The 14,103-nt window shown below is 65.3% G+C and carries 13 protein-coding genes, 1 tRNA gene and 2 pseudogenes; 9 read left to right on the forward strand and 7 right to left on the reverse strand.

Going from position 1 to position 14,103, the window contains the following annotated elements:
* The 4 genes and pseudogenes from D7Y11_RS15425 to D7Y11_RS15440 all read left to right on the forward strand — a co-directional run.
* A pseudogene (locus D7Y11_RS15425) lies at window positions 1-529 on the forward strand (DNA primase); the annotation flags it as partial.
* Window positions 530-619: 90 nt separating this feature from the next.
* Window positions 620-2,740 carry an RNA polymerase sigma factor RpoD gene (rpoD, locus tag D7Y11_RS15430; RefSeq protein WP_120581520.1) on the forward strand — a complete coding sequence of 707 codons (2,121 nt, stop codon included), beginning with the start codon at window positions 620-622 and terminating at the stop codon, window positions 2,738-2,740.
* 89 nt (window positions 2,741-2,829) lie between these two features.
* Window positions 2,830-3,162 (forward strand): MGMT family protein, encoded by a 333-nt coding sequence (locus tag D7Y11_RS15435; protein ID WP_120581521.1) that lies wholly within the window; start codon window positions 2,830-2,832, stop codon window positions 3,160-3,162.
* A gap of 71 nt (window positions 3,163-3,233) precedes the next feature.
* A tRNA-Ile gene (locus D7Y11_RS15440) sits at window positions 3,234-3,306 on the forward strand.
* A 98-nt stretch (window positions 3,307-3,404) separates the two neighbouring features.
* On the opposite strand, the gene D7Y11_RS15445 is transcribed toward D7Y11_RS15440, so the two are convergent.
* Complete coding sequence (locus tag D7Y11_RS15445; RefSeq protein WP_126934079.1) at window positions 3,405-4,676, reverse strand: hypothetical protein; 1,272 nt, start codon at window positions 4,674-4,676, stop codon at window positions 3,405-3,407.
* Window positions 4,677-4,904: 228 nt separating this feature from the next.
* Here D7Y11_RS15445 and D7Y11_RS15450 point away from each other — a divergent pair, with 228 nt between their 5' ends.
* Window positions 4,905-5,459 carry a hypothetical protein gene (locus D7Y11_RS15450; protein ID WP_126934080.1) on the forward strand — a complete coding sequence of 185 codons (555 nt, stop codon included), beginning with the start codon at window positions 4,905-4,907 and terminating at the stop codon, window positions 5,457-5,459.
* A 310-nt stretch (window positions 5,460-5,769) separates the two neighbouring features.
* Here D7Y11_RS15450 and D7Y11_RS15455 read toward each other — a convergent pair.
* The 4 genes and pseudogenes from D7Y11_RS15455 to D7Y11_RS15470 all read right to left on the reverse strand — a co-directional run bounded on the left by D7Y11_RS15455 (window position 5,770) and on the right by D7Y11_RS15470 (window position 9,168).
* Window positions 5,770-7,004: pseudogene (locus D7Y11_RS15455) on the reverse strand (IS3 family transposase).
* 133 nt (window positions 7,005-7,137) lie between these two features.
* Window positions 7,138-7,905 (reverse strand): hypothetical protein, encoded by a 768-nt coding sequence (locus tag D7Y11_RS15460; RefSeq protein WP_126934081.1) that lies wholly within the window; start codon window positions 7,903-7,905, stop codon window positions 7,138-7,140.
* Window positions 7,878-8,525, reverse strand: coding sequence for a DUF3592 domain-containing protein (locus D7Y11_RS15465; RefSeq protein WP_126934082.1), 648 nt, complete (start codon window positions 8,523-8,525; stop codon window positions 7,878-7,880). Before D7Y11_RS15465 ends, D7Y11_RS15460 begins: the two co-directional genes overlap by 28 nt.
* Window positions 8,526-8,574: 49 nt before the next feature.
* On the reverse strand, window positions 8,575-9,168 hold the full coding sequence (locus tag D7Y11_RS15470; protein ID WP_126934083.1) for a hypothetical protein: 594 nt from the start codon (window positions 9,166-9,168) through the stop codon (window positions 8,575-8,577).
* A 130-nt stretch (window positions 9,169-9,298) separates the two neighbouring features.
* Between D7Y11_RS15470 and D7Y11_RS44965 the strand changes: the two genes are divergently transcribed.
* From D7Y11_RS44965 to D7Y11_RS15480, 3 genes are all read left to right on the forward strand, one after another.
* Window positions 9,299-9,433, forward strand: coding sequence for a hypothetical protein (locus D7Y11_RS44965; protein ID WP_255430381.1), 135 nt, complete (start codon window positions 9,299-9,301; stop codon window positions 9,431-9,433).
* Between the two features lie 70 nt (window positions 9,434-9,503).
* Window positions 9,504-10,718 carry a methyltransferase gene (locus D7Y11_RS15475; protein ID WP_126934084.1) on the forward strand — a complete coding sequence of 405 codons (1,215 nt, stop codon included), beginning with the start codon at window positions 9,504-9,506 and terminating at the stop codon, window positions 10,716-10,718.
* A 138-nt stretch (window positions 10,719-10,856) separates the two neighbouring features.
* A complete protein-coding gene (locus tag D7Y11_RS15480; protein WP_158629090.1) occupies window positions 10,857-12,191 on the forward strand; it encodes a CotH kinase family protein in 1,335 nt (444 codons plus the stop codon).
* Window positions 12,192-12,389: 198 nt separating this feature from the next.
* Here D7Y11_RS15480 and D7Y11_RS15485 read toward each other — a convergent pair whose 3' ends face one another.
* Window positions 12,390-12,740, reverse strand: coding sequence for a nuclear transport factor 2 family protein (locus tag D7Y11_RS15485; RefSeq protein WP_120580624.1), 351 nt, complete (start codon window positions 12,738-12,740; stop codon window positions 12,390-12,392).
* A 307-nt stretch (window positions 12,741-13,047) separates the two neighbouring features.
* On the opposite strand from D7Y11_RS15485, the gene D7Y11_RS15490 reads away from it, so the two are divergent.
* Window positions 13,048-13,425 (forward strand): cytochrome c oxidase assembly factor Coa1 family protein, encoded by a 378-nt coding sequence (locus D7Y11_RS15490; RefSeq protein ID WP_158624550.1) that lies wholly within the window; start codon window positions 13,048-13,050, stop codon window positions 13,423-13,425.
* A gap of 31 nt (window positions 13,426-13,456) precedes the next feature.
* On the opposite strand, the gene D7Y11_RS43300 is transcribed toward D7Y11_RS15490, so the two are convergent.
* On the reverse strand, window positions 13,457-13,969 hold the full coding sequence (locus tag D7Y11_RS43300) for a hypothetical protein (protein WP_139920183.1): 513 nt from the start codon (window positions 13,967-13,969) through the stop codon (window positions 13,457-13,459).
* Window positions 13,970-14,103 lie beyond the last annotated feature (134 nt).

Consider the following 14,103-nt stretch of genomic DNA (forward strand, 5'->3'; position numbering starts at 1 on the left):
CCCCAACGCCGTCCCCGTCCAGGCCGTGCCCCGCCCGGTGCCCAAGCCCCAGGCGGAGCGCCCTCCGCCGGAGTCAGAAGCGCTCTATGTGGCCGCAATCCTTCGGGATTCCCGGCTGCTGGCCCGGGACACCTTCCGCGTGTGTGATGAGTTGTCCCACATGGGACTGCGGATGGTGCTGGCCCAGACGACGTCCGGGCAGGGGCTGGAGGAGGCGCTCTTCGAGGCCTCGGAGGTCGTCAAGCGGACGCTCCTGGAGGCCGGCCGCCGGCTCTCTCCGGCGGGAATGGAACTCGAGACGGAGTTCATCCTCGCGTGCCGCGACATCATGAAGAAGCGCATTGACGAGCGGCTCGTTTATATAAAGCGAGCGACGGAACAGACGCAGGGGGCTTTTGATTTGACAGAGGAGACGCGGTTGCTCCTTTCCGAGCGCAAGGAGCTGCTGGCGCTCCGCAAGCGCGTCCTGGATGAGCTGACCCCCGCTTCCTCGGCAACGGGAACAAAGGGACCAATGCAACCGGTTTGAGTTCGCGTTTGTAAGAAAGCTCGACTTTGCGGTAGATCGGCCGGCTCGCCCAGGCCAAAGCACCTGATTTTCTTAAGGAGAAGTACCCGAATGCCGACGCAGAAGCCCCCCAAGGCATCCGTGAAGCCCACCAAGAAGAAGGTGGACCCGGTGATCCGCAAGAAGAAGGCCCCGGACAGCCCTGCGGCGAAGGTCACGAAGGCAGCGGAGCCCGAGGAGAAGGAGCTGCTGGCGAAGGACGCCCCCGCCGAGGCGCCCGAGAAGATCAAGAAGAAGAAGGGCGTCGCCGCCATGGCCGACGACGTGGACCCCGAGGAGGCCGCGGAGGAAGCCGCCGCCGCCGTCCAGGTGGACCCGGACGCCGTGGAAGACGACGTGGAGGAGGATCCCGTCGCCGAGCGCAAGGAGGTCAAGGACCTGCTGGCCGCGGGCCGCGAGAAGGGCTTCCTCACCTATGACGAGGTGAACGACGCCCTCCCCGCCGACATCGTGTCGTCCGATCAGATCGACGACGTGATGAGCATGTTCGGCGACAACGACATTGAGATCGTGGACGCGCAGAAGGCCGCGCAGTCCAACGAGATCAAGCCCACCGTCGCGGTCGAAGAAGAGAAGGAAGACCAGGACGAGGACGAGAAGGACGAGGACGACGAGCCGGGTGGCAAGTCCAACGATCCCGTCCGTCTCTACCTGCGCAAGATGGGCAGCGTCAGCCTCCTCACCCGCGAGGGAGAGGTGGAGATCGCCAAGCGCATCGAAGAGGGCGAGAAGGAAGTCCTGCGTGCGCTGCTCGCCTGCCGCGTCGCGGTGGCGGACATCCTGGACATCAGCAACCGCCTGAAGACGGGCAAGCTGCGCGTGCGCGACGTCATCAAGGACGCGCCCGAAGAGGCCCAGACGGAGAACGCGGAAGAGCCCGCCGAGGAAGCAGCCGAGGGCGAGGCCCCCGCGCAGCTGGCGCAGAGCGAGCTCAACAAGATCGAGCAGATCTCCAAGCAGATTGAGCGCTTCCGCAAGTTCGCCAAGGACTGCGAGGTCCTGGAGGAGGAGCTCTCCGGGAAGAAGAAGCTCACGGAGGTTCGCAAGAAGGAGCTGAAGCAGGAGGTGAAGGACCTTCGGACCAAGATGATGGAGGTCCTGGAGGAGATGCGGCTGAACAAGAAGCAGGTGGACCGCATCGTCGTGAACCTCAAGGGCCTCATCGAGCGCGTGGAGAAGGCGGAGGAGGAGCTCGGGGACCTGGAGCGCCGCTACGGCGTGGTGATGAAGGACCTGCGCCCGCAGCTCAAGGAGTCGCGCGAGAACCCGAACATCGCCAAGAAGCTCCAGAAGCAGCTCAACTTCACGCCTGAGCAGCTGGAGGTCCTGGACCGCGACGTGCGCACTGCGGTGCGGAAGATCAAGCGCGTGGAGGAGGAAGCCAACCTCCCCGTGGACGCGCTCCGCCGCAACTACGACGCCATCCGCCTGGGCGAGAAGCGCGCCGAGCGCGCCAAGAGCGAGCTGGTGGAGGCGAACCTGCGCCTCGTGGTCTCCATCGCGAAGAAGTACACGAACCGCGGCCTGCAGTTCCTGGACCTCATCCAGGAGGGCAACATCGGCCTGATGAAGGCGGTGGACAAGTTCGAGTACAAGCGCGGCTACAAGTTCTCGACGTACGCCACCTGGTGGATCCGTCAGGCCATCACCCGCGCCATCGCGGACCAGGCCCGCACCATCCGCATCCCGGTGCACATGATCGAGACCATCAACAAGCTCATCCGCACGAGCCGCTACCTCGTGCAGGAGATTGGCCGCGAGCCGACGCCGGAAGAGATCGCGGAGAAGATGGAGCTGCCGCTCGACAAGGTGCGCAAGGTCCTGAAGATCGCCAAGGAGCCCATCTCCCTGGAGACGCCCATTGGCGAGGAAGAGGACAGCCACCTGGGCGACTTCATCGAGGACAAGAGCCTGGTGTCGCCCGCGGACGCGGTCATCAACATGAACCTGGCCGAGCAGACCCGGAAGGTGCTGGCCACGCTCACGCCGCGCGAGGAGAAGGTCCTGCGCATGCGCTTCGGCATTGGCGAGAAGAGCGACCACACGCTGGAAGAGGTGGGCCAGGACTTCGAGGTGACGCGCGAGCGCATCCGCCAGATTGAAGCCAAGGCGCTGCGCAAGCTGCGTCACCCCAGCCGCTCCAAGCGCCTGCGCTCCTTCGTGGAGAGCTGAGCCGCTGAAGTAGACTGTTGAGCCCGGAGGCCTCCGTTCCTTGAGTGGACCGGGGGCCTTCGTCGTTTTCGTCCCGAGTGAGGTGCGCCATGGCCGCGAAGAAGCCCGCCGGAGAGCCCCTGCCCTTCTCCGACAGCGTGATGAAGCAGGTGCGCTCCATTCCCCGGGGAGAGGTGCGCTCGTACGCACAGGTGGCCATCTACGCGGGCAGGCCGGGCGCGGCGCGAGGCGTGGGGCGGGAGTTGAAGCACCTGCCGGGGCAGGCCACGCAGGTGCCCTGGTGGCGGGTCGTCCGCTCTGACGGGACGCTGGCGCCCCCGGTGGCCCACGAGCAGGCGAAGCGGCTGCGCGCGGAGGGCGTCACCGTGGACGAACGGGGGCAGGTGTTCCGCGTGGTGGTGAAGAAGGACGGCAAGGCCTGACACGCGGCGGCGCTTGCCAGGCGCGAGCGGGCGGAGAGATAGTCAGCGCGCGTCTGGCGTCAGAGACATGAGGGCCCTTAGCTCAGCGGTTAGAGCTGTCGGCTCATAACCGATTGGTCCCTGGTTCGAATCCAGGAGGGCCCACTCCCCTCACCTTCCGCCTGCACTACCGGCACAGGCGGTCAAAAGCGCAGGCTGCACCCAGGGCAGGCCGCCAGGTCCGCAAGGTCGTACGAACTGGCTCACCGAGTCTTCTTCACGGAACGCTTGCGACCCCCTGTCTGCTTCTTGGCTGCCTGGGGACGCTTGTTCTTGAACCGATTGAGCAAGATGCCGTGGAGTTCCTCCTCGGGGAGAGTGCTTGCAATGGAATCAGGTCTAGGGCCGAACTTCCTGGGCCTGGACTTGAGCCAGTCTCGAACCGAGCGCATCTCCATGGGCTTGTCGGGAGGAGCGCGTCCTCCCATGACCTGTTGAAAGAACCAGACCTCTGTCTCCGCGAAGGCCGGATGTGAGGTCAAGACCTCAACAGGGATGCGCCAGGTGAAGGCATACCGCGCAAAATAAATCCCCAGGCTCGAGATGAGAGGAAAGCGTGGGTCATCCTGCCGAGTCGCCCGCGCAAGCAGGAAGTAGCCACAGAGCTGGCGCAGGTGTTCGAGTGTGACCCTGGCCTCTTGGGTCGTCTTGATCTCGAACAAGGTGCCATCCACGATCAGGTCCGCGTCGGCTCCGCCCACGGCGCGGGAGTACCGGCCGAACGTGGGGTTCAGGAATATCGTCCCCGATGTCGTGAATTCGTCGAGCGGTGCATGCTCAAGCATCCTGCGGACTTCGTCGACCTCACGTGGGTCCACACGCGCGAAGTCCTCATCCCAGGTGTAGGAATTGAAGGGGGCGCGGCAGGCCAAATCGAGCGCGGAGAGCGCGAGCGCAGCTTCGGCCATCGCCTGGAGGTCTTTCGCTCCGACCTTCGTGAGGCGCCGATAGGCACGAATGACCTGCTCCGCGTTCTGGAGGACCCGTGCACCCAGTTCCCAAGGACTGGATGAGCCGGTCCGGGTAAGGATTTCACCGGGTAGGACTCCCAGCGCGCCGTGAGCAATCCAACTCTCTTCAATGGCATGAGGACAGCGCCGCCCCAATTCAAAGCGCAAGGCATAGTCCACGGCGGTACCCAGGAGTCCTGCCCGGCCCCGGTGCACGGAGCGAATAACCAGTACGTCAGGAGGACGAGGGCGCACTACCGATTGAAGAAGAGGGTTGAGCCGACTTCGTACGTTCACTTGCTCGACGACGCGCTTGAGCGACATGATGCCCTCCGCCGCAGGATCGACAATCCGACGAGGTAGAGCGCACCATGCCCGGGTTCCCCGAACGCGAACCATCACCCATTCGGGGAATTGCTCGTCATCCAGGACAGTGATGTCGGCGCGAACGAGACTCCCCGTCCACTCCTGAAGCATCCCCTCATTTTCGATTTCCCCTCTGAGCTTGCTCGCTCGGCTGCTCATGCATTCTCCGAGGGGAATCTTCAAATGAGGGGATAGCTCAGCGTCCACTCAGCGCTTCCTTCTCCTTCGCGCAAGGGTAAGACGGATGGGAACTCTGTTAGAGCATGAGAGGCCCTGCCATGACGTTCGCGACCGAATAGGATACCGCTGGCCAGAAGGAGCGTGCATGGCACATTTTCGAGCGTCATCCGGCCAGCGAGAACGAGCCAAGTCGGCTATGCTGGAACGATGCTCGTCTCCGTTGCCCGGTCACTCGTCGCGGTCGGTGGACTCGCTGCCCTCGTCTTTGCTGAGACAGCCTTCGCACAAGACAAGGCATCCGCGGACGCCAATTGGGTCCTCTCTGTTGATTGGACAATCCAGCAGAAGGAGGACGGCAAAATCTCTCAGGGCTACCACGTCAATCAACTCACCTGTACCAAAGCAGGCTGCTCGTTACTGGCTGTGACGCTCAACCAGTGCTTGGGCAACGGCAAGAGTGCAGTGTTTGTTCCCAAGATTGAGCGGTGGGACACGAGCGAAGGGACTCTCAGCGTAACGCCCAAGGAGGGCGTCATCTTGCTGGAGCAGTCTATTCCGGGCGGCCGTATCACCCAGCGCCTCACGCTCTCCAACAAGAATCCGCTCAAACTGCCGAAGGTGATCGGCTACAGCGGCGGCTTCACCAAGGAGTCAGCAGTTCTCAAGAAGGTGATTAGTGTCGAGTATGTGCCTTTGGAAGGTGCGACCAGCGTGCGTGCGATGGACTGCCGGGCTGAACTTCCCGGAGTAGCTGACGACTAGATATAAGTCCCATTCCCGGGCCCAGGGCCAGTGGAGGGCGTGTCAGAAGCCCAGCGACACTCACGCATAACGCTGCACTCCAAGAAAATCATTTGCCCTCGTCGGACACCCCATCTTCTCTTGCCTTAACGGCCGCCGCTGAGGAGCACTCCGCGTTACTTGGTTTCATCTTCCTCGCTGGATTTGAGGAGTAGGTCGCGGAGTTTCCCCTTGTACTCCACGGATGCGACAAGCAGGGTGACCACAGTCTCTGCTCCAGGGACTTCGAACTGTACCGCACCGGATTGTTGAGACACCAGGTTGGGCGTAATCAGGCCGCTTGCTTCTGCATCAGTTCCCGCCGGGCCTGACTCGGCGAGAGGAAGTGGTGACGCTCCAGCAACCAGTGCTCGTTGTACCGGTGAGCCCACTCCAGCAGCGCCAGCCGGAGTTCCTCCACGGTGGCGAAGGTGCGCACCCAGAGCAGTTGCTCCTTGAGGGTACGGATGAAGCGCTCGGCACAGCCGTTGCCCTCGGGACTGCGGACGAAGGAGGGACTGGACACGGCCCCCAGGAAGCGCAGCTCGTTCTGGAAGGCGTCGGAAGTGTACTGGCTGCCGTTGTCGTGGCGGATGGACAGCCCCGCGGCCACGCCCCGGCCGTACGCCCCGAAGCGAGCCTTGACGCCCTGGCGGATGGGCTCGAGGGCCTCGAAACGGGTGCCGACCTTGGCCGCGTGGATGCCGACGCACTCGGCGGTGCCGTGGTCGATGGCGATGAAGACGGTGGCCTGGCCCTCCAGCTTCGTCACGGTGCAGGTGGCGTCGGTGCCCCACATGACGTCGGGCTTGTCGGTGGTAATCGTGCCGTCATGGTTGCGCGGTCCCAGCACCCGGCGGGCCCTGCCCGGTGCCAGCAGCCCTGCCTCGCGCATCCGCCGCAGGCAGCGGGCCTTCGACGTGCGTACGCCCTGAGCGCGAAGCCGGGCCCATACCTTGCGGTGCCCCTCGCCCAGAAACGGGGAGGCGGCCAGCACGCCGCGGATGGCCTCCAGCAGCGCCTCGTCCGTCAGCGCCGTCTTCGGGCCTCGCCGGGCTGTCGGAGAGAGCGCTGCCTGCCGGCGGGCACGGTGCCGGTACACCGTGGCGCGAGGCACTCGCCAGGTGGCCGTCACGAGCACCAGTCCGTACGGCTTGCCGCTGGAAGGCGAGAGACTGGCGCTCATCCTCTCGACTTCCTCCAAGGAAAACCCGGCGCGTTGCCCTCCAGCAGCCGGGCCTTCTGCGCCAGCAACTCGTTCTTCATCATCAGCTCGCCCACCATGGCCTTGAGCCGCAGCACCTCGTCGTCCGCTGCTTCCGGCTCGCGGCTCTTGAGGTTCGCCTCGGCCCCAGCCAGGAACTTCTCCCGCCACTCGCTCAGCACCGCTGCCGTGACGCCCAACTCTCGGGAGAGGGCGTCGAGCTCCTCGCCCTTGAGCAGACGGAGCACGGCCTCCTTCTTCCGCTTCGCCGAGAACCGACCGCGCTCTGCCGTCCTGTCCTGCTTCTGCTTCTTCACATCCACCTCACGAGGGGGAGGCTATCCCCCAGAAAGGTGTCTCAGGAATCCCTGGGGCGGAGGAGAACGACGCAAGCAGCCCAGCCATGAGGAAACGCCGTGCTGAGCCGATTTGACCACCAGCGAGCGCGTTTTATCACTACGGTGAAAGCGTCTTTATGGTCTCGCAGTTCATAAGGGCACGCCGCATGTAGCGGTGGTGAGAGTGCGCCGTGATTTTGGGCGTGAGTTCATTACACATTGCATCATCAGAGGTAACAACGCGCGTCTGGGTGTACATCCAATCCTCTTCCTTGGGGTCGTATGTAAGGACGAGCGTCAGAACAATGCCGCACAGCCCCCCGGGTCCGGAGACGCTCACCCACTTGTTCTTCGACTCCCGCTTGAACACGCGCTCAAAGCGCGTGTGGGTGATCGAGCAGGCGTTTTTCGGCTCAAGGAGCAGCTCACGCATCGCCGAGACAACGCAGTCGGAGGTGCTGCACCCGCATACCCGAATGAGCGAGGCCCGCTCGCGCTCAAGGTCGGCTAGCTTGGACGGCTCTGTTGTAACGGACCGCACCTCATCGAGATACGCAAGCGCGCTGCGGCACGACGCATGTGCCTTCTTGATTCCCTCATCTCCAGAATAGCGCTTGCGAAGTTCGGTCTCCCCTTTGGCGATCTCCTGAGGTGTTGGGGAAACCGCCTTTGTCACAAGCAAGTGAGAGAAGGCGCAATCGACCTCACGGAGTGAATTCCGTGCTGCGGCAGTAGGTCGACACTCCATCGACATCGTGTCGACCGAGTCTGGTGAATAGAGCAGTGCCGACATGTACGCGAGTTCATTCTTCCCGCCCTCAATGGGCGGATGCGTGGCCTCAGCAACACCAGCCACTATCAGGACCAGGAACGGAAGAGCGCGCATCCTGCCATTCTCCCCAACGCCGGAACCCAGGTCCACTGTCCACGACGTGACCATCCCCGGGGCAATGGACAACCCGGTGTCAGGTTTGTACGCGCAAGGGGGCCCGGCATCCCGACAAGAAAGGGGGCACCGAGAACCACGAGCCCGATGCTCCCCAGGATGCTCAGGCCCACCCACAGGTTCTCTCCGGGCAGCACCGCGTGCCGGGGCTGCTTCGGGTTGTAGAGCACCTGGACCCTGTCTCCATGCTTGAACCTGGAGGCCTTGCCCGTACTGAGCCCGATCTCCAGGGGCTCCCCTCCGTCCTCCGGGCGGATGAGAACCCAGAGCTGGAACATGTGCCTGCGACGGAACTCCTTGTCGCGCAACCTGGCCAGCTCGTTGCCCTCCTTGAAGTGGTACTCGAAGTCCCCTCCCCCCGCGACCCAGCTCACCTCTGCCGGAAGCAGGAAGGCGCCGCGCTGGAAGCGCACCAGCTTCATGGACTGGTAGGCCACGAACGCGAGAATGAGCACGCCGGGCGCGAACATACAGAACAGCCCCGTGGCATTGGCGGTGGCGAGCAGCGCCCCCTGGTCAGACTCCACGAAAAGGAAGGAGATGGCACGGTCGTTGACCACTCACTGGAAGTCGAGGAGCAGCAGGCTCTTGAAGCAAGGAGCCACCGGGTCATCGAGCCAGGATGGCGTGGAGCAGGACACGCGGCTCGTCGTGGCCCCCTCGCCCCAAGAAGTAGAAGGGCGCGGTGGTCGGCAGGCCGCGGAACTCCGGGCTGTCGACCGCGCGAGCCAGGGCGAGCGAGGTCCACTCGAAGCTGCGCAGGAGGAACAGGCTCCGAAGCTCGTCGAAGCGCGCGTGGTCCTGGACCGATGGGTCTTCCGCCGCGTCTCCCAGCAGCGGCAGCGGTGAGGGGTCGAAGCCCTCCAGCTCTCGGAAGAGCACGCGCTCGGGTCGGAACTCGCCATCCTGGAGCGTGTGCCCGGCGTAGCCAGCACCCCAGGCTTGCGTGGGCACCCAGGGCGCGACATCCGCGCCGATCCAGGAGAACTGGAGGACCGACAACCGGTCCACCGCGCTCACCTTCCCGGCGTACATGGCGAAGGACTTCTCCAGCGCGCCCTTCAGCGCCAGGATTTCTGGCTCTGGATCCAATTGGCGGAATGCCTCCAGGAGCGGTTCCAGGATGGCATCCGAGGCCACCTGGAGCGAGGTGAGGTGTTGCCGAACCTGTTGAGCGAACGCGTCAGCGGGCATGGTGGGCACGGGGCGCGGAGCTTATGCGAAAGGGGAGCACGCTCCCGCCGGGGTCCGGCAGCGGCTGCTCGAAGAATTCGCGCGGCGCTTCGGCCCCTGGGCGGCGTGCCCGCGGATGGAGCCTGCGGGACAATTCGACATGTGGCTGGGCGATATCGAGCTGTCCAAGACCTGTTATCACAACGACTTGAATGGACAGATTCCACTGCCTGGCTCACTCGCCCGCGACAGCCGGGATGTCGAGGTGGGCAAGCACCTCCGGGTCCTCAAGTAGTTGACCGAGGAGAGCGACCTGTGGTGCGGAGACGCTGTGTCATGTGGGAGCCCGGGTAGGATGCGCGGACATGGACTTCCAGGCGCGACTCGAGGCGCTCACGCACCAACTCCGGCCCTGGTCCCCTCTCTGGTCCCGCTCCATCCTCCAGGGCTGGCCTGGGTCCGGCGCCGCCTTTCCCGAGGACTGGCTGGCCTACGCCCGGTCGCTCGATGAAGCGGACGAGCGACAGCTGGACCAAGGAGTGCTCGTGGGCGCACCGCCTCCGTCACTGGCCGCGCTGGTGGGCGCGCTCCAGGAGCTGACGGCGCTGCCCTGGCACCAGGGCGCTCATCCGCTGACGGTCGCGCAGACGCAGGGACTCAGCGTCAAGAAGACCCACGAGCTCGAGCGGGTGCTCGCCCTGCTCGCGCCCAGGACGCGCTTCATCCAGCAGGCGGTCGATATTGGCGGCGGCATGGGACATCTTGCCCGCCTCTGTGCGCGGACGTTCGGGTGGACCTTCCACAGCATCGACCGGGACGCCGCGTTGCAGGACAAGGGACGGCGGTGGCTGGGGAGAACCCCCTCCCCGGGTGGGGACACCCTGAGCTTCATCGAAGCCTCCGTCGAGGACGGGCCCCAACCGCGAATCGATCCGCTCTTCTCCGGCCGGGACCGGGCCTCCATCGGTCTGCACACCTGCGGACCGCTCGCCCTCACGCAGCTCCGCAAGAGCCAGGGGGCGGGCTTCGTCCTGAACATCGGCTGCTGCTACGACAAGCTGGAGGCCCCGCGAGACTTCCCCGTCTCCCGCTTCGGAGGCGCCCATCCGCTGCCCTTCACCCCGCATGCCCTGGCGCTGACGACGCGGGGACGGCATCACAAGACCGAGGTGGAGTTCGCGCGGATGAAGCAGGTGTACGCGTGGCGCTTCGCGTTCCATCTCCTGTCGAGGCAACGCTTTCCCGAGCGCGGCTTCGTCAGGGCAGGAGACGCGCCCCGGGCGCTCTATGCCGGACGCTTCGCCGCCTACGCGCGGGACCGCCTGGAGCGACTGGGCCTCGATGCGAACATGACGGACGCAGAGCTGGATGCCTTCGAGGTGTCTGTTCGCGCCGAGACGCGAGACCTCCTGCTCTGCCATCTGCTGAGGGACCGCTTCGCACGGGCGCTGGAGGTCGTGCTCCTGCTCGATCGCGCGCTCCTCCTGGAGGAACTGGGCTTCCAGGTCGAGTTCCTCCAGCTCTTCGATCCACGCCTGTCTCCGCGCAACCTCGCGCTCATCGCGTCACGGAGCGCTTGAGCCCGTGCCGGGCCGAGCGCCCGAGCTGAGGTGATGGCGGGACGACAAGAGCCTCGTCCCCGGGGACACGACCCACCGCCACCTGGGGAGCCATATTGGGGCGAACGCATGGCTCGCTTCGTGGCGTGGAGGAAGGAAATGGGACAAGCGAGGCGGGGGTCCCCGCACGTCGCCACGGCCCTGCTGGTGCTGGCGCTGGGAGTGGCCGCGTCCGGCTGCCAGCCCCAGGGGCCCTGGGGGTCCGCCGTTCCCGAATGCACCGGGACGGAGGGCGCCGCCCGCGAAGACGCCGCTCTCTCGCTGGGACAGGATCCGCGCCGCTACGTCGAGGAGGATGGGCTGCCGGTGCTCCACCTCTACGTGGCGGACTCCCTGCCGGATGACGACGACTACCAGGCGGCGCGCGTCTTCTATCGCGGCCGCTGCTACGTCTCCCGGGCCCGGTATCGCGGCGCGACGTCCAAGGACTTCCCCAAGCGCAGCTTCACGCTCGACTTCCGCGACGGGCAGTCCTTCGACGAGCCCCTGCTCGCGGCTGGCTTCTCTGGCCGGCGCAAGGTGGTGTTGATCAGCTCCTTCAATGACAACTCATACCTCCGCGCGAGGCTGGGCTTCACCTTGTGGGGCCTCATGTCTCCCGACCACCTCCAGGTGAAGACCTTCAGCGCGGTCGTCTATCTGAACGGGCGCTATCACGGGCTCTACACGGTGGCGGACCACGTCGACCGTCACTCGCTCTCCGCGCAGGGAATGGATGTCCAGGGAGAGCTCTTCAAGGCCGTGGGCCCCGACGCCAACTTCTCCCGGCGGGACGCGTCCGGCAGGCCCAAGGCCTCACTGCATCTGGGCTACGAAAAGAAGGAGGGCGAGCCCGAGGAGGGAGCCGGCGCCTACGCGAGCATCGAGCAGCTCACCGACTTCGTGGCGGGGACCCCTGCGGAGCGCTTCCGCGCGGAGCGCGGCGCCTGGATGCAGGTGGAGGACTACGAGGACTGGTGGATCCTGGTGCGACTGGCGGCGCTGTCCGACTCCGTGACGAAGAACGCCTACCACTTCCGCGCGCAAGGGCAGGCGCGGCGCTGGCGCTACATCCCCTGGGACCTGGATGCGAGCTTCGGGCAGAACTGGGACACCACGCGACAGGCCCCGGACGTGAGTGCCTCCTTCACGGTGGAGAACCTCCTGCTCGCCCGGATGTTGGAGGACCCCGCCATCCGCCACCCCCTCCGCGAGCGCCTCCACACGCTGCTCCACACCACACTCCACCGGGACGTCGTCCAGGGGCTCATCGCCACCTATGCCGCCGAGGTCGACCGCGCGGCACGGAAGGATGAAACACACTGGGGTGAGGCCTATCGCCACTTCCCGCGATGGAACCAGCGCACGGACCTCCTCGGCTTCGAGGACGAGGTGAAGTACCTCCGTGACTGGGTGGATGCCCATTGGGCGCTCCTGGACGAGGAGTTCCACTGATTCAGGGCGGGTGAGGGTGCGCGTTCGCGACCCGGCCCAGCCCGACAGTACGCAGGGAGTGCGCAGTGGACAGATTCCACTGCTCGCGGAGCGCTTGAGCCCCCCGGAGCTGACGGCGGTCTCAAACGGTCGTCGCGGAGCGCTTGAGCGCCCCGGGCCTTGCGCATCTGCCCATGGGGCAAGCAGGGAAGCGCGGGCTCAGCGCTTCTCAAGCAAGGGGCGCGGATCGAAGGTGACGCGAATGCGGGTGATGCGCCCGCTCTCGACGTGGCTCCAGTTCGCCACCGGCACGGGCTCGTGCCCCGAGGGATGGATTTCGAACCAGGTCATCACGTCGTCGCCGTCCACGAAGCGGTGAAGCACGGTCACCTGGGGCGACACCTTCCACATGCCGTTGACGAGCCCCTTCACGCAGGCCTCCGCGCCCTCCGCCTTGCCGAGCGCGCCGACGAAGCTCACGTCGGGCGCGAGCGTGTCCCGCAGCATCGACTCATCCTTCGCGCTCCACGCATCGAAGTACGCCTGCACCACTTCCACGGGACGTTTCATGCTCGGCCTCCAGGTGCTCGACGGAAGAGTCCGTCGAGCATGGACGTGAGCATCCTCCCGGCTTCGGACAACCCTGTGTCAGGTTTGTTCGCGCAAGGACCCGCTTCACGCCGCCCGATGGCTGTGACCATCCAGCGCACAACCCACCACGCCGACGAGCAGCGTTTGGGAAAGGGAAGCGTGCCCCCATGGCCTCCGCGGACCAGCCCGACTTTCGCCGGGCCTGGGGCAGCATTAGGAGGCGTTCCACAGGACTCGCACACTGGAAAGGACGTACCGCATGCCCCGTCGCCGCCAGGAACAGGGAATGTCGTCCACCACGAAGTGGGTGCTTGCGGGGCTGCTGGGCCTGCCGCTGCTGTGTTGCGGCAGCGGAGGCCTGATGTGCCTCGGCATCCGGTCCGAGCTCCCCTACGCCGAGGCGATCTCCCGGGTGGAGAACCATCCCGGGGTCGTCAGGCTGCTGGGGGCGCCCATCAGCGCGAGCAGCTTCTTCAGCGGCTCTTTCAACCTCATGAACAAGGATGGTCAGGCGAACATGACCATCAACCTCTCCGGCAGCAGGCAGGACGGCCGGCTGGAGGTGAAGGCCGTGCGCACCGACGACGTCTGGGGATTCAGCCGGCTGCGCGTGGTGGCGGACAACGGCGAAGCGGTGGACGTCGGGGGGTACAGCCGGCATTGAGTGCACGACATTGCCCAGCGCCGGGCCGGCTTCAGCTGTCGCCGGTACCGAAGCCGCAGGAAATCTGCCCGTTCGCGCAGCGCGCCACACATTCCTGCCAGTCTCCGTTCGGGTCACAGGGCCGCCCCCTGCACTCGTTGAGCCCACAGGTGCCGATGGGGTCGCTCCCCTTGCACACCGACGTGGAGATCTCGCCGTCGGGGGCGTGGGTCCAGGACGTCGTGCTGATGTTGGCGTAGCACCACTGGCAAGGGTTGGATGGGTTTTCCGAACCGTGCGGGTACGCAACACCATTGATGACACATTCACTGCCGCCGCTACCACTACAGGTGACGGTGATGCCATCACAGGTGATCGAAGTCGCGGAAATGGAGCTACAGATGTTCCCCGAACACTGGAGCACCTGACCGGTTCCGCACTGGGTCGACGTGTTGCACAACGCGGACGACAGACTTCCCAGAGGCTCCACCCCGCTCTCTTCCGGGGGCACACTACATGCCAGGAACAGCACGCATCCAACGACCGTCGAGACAATACGCTTCATGGTTTTCTCCTCGTGCGCCAGGCACGACAACGCGCTGCCTGCCTTCGATGAGCGCATGGAAACACCCGCTCTCGGGGCATCGCGAGCCGACAGCATACACACAAGAAGTGCTGCTGACGCGGGCCGCCAGAGCC

Origin of the sequence: Corallococcus sp. AB018, from assembly GCF_003986945.1 — a bacterium.
GTDB classification, from domain to species: Bacteria; Myxococcota; Myxococcia; order Myxococcales; family Myxococcaceae; genus Corallococcus; species Corallococcus exiguus.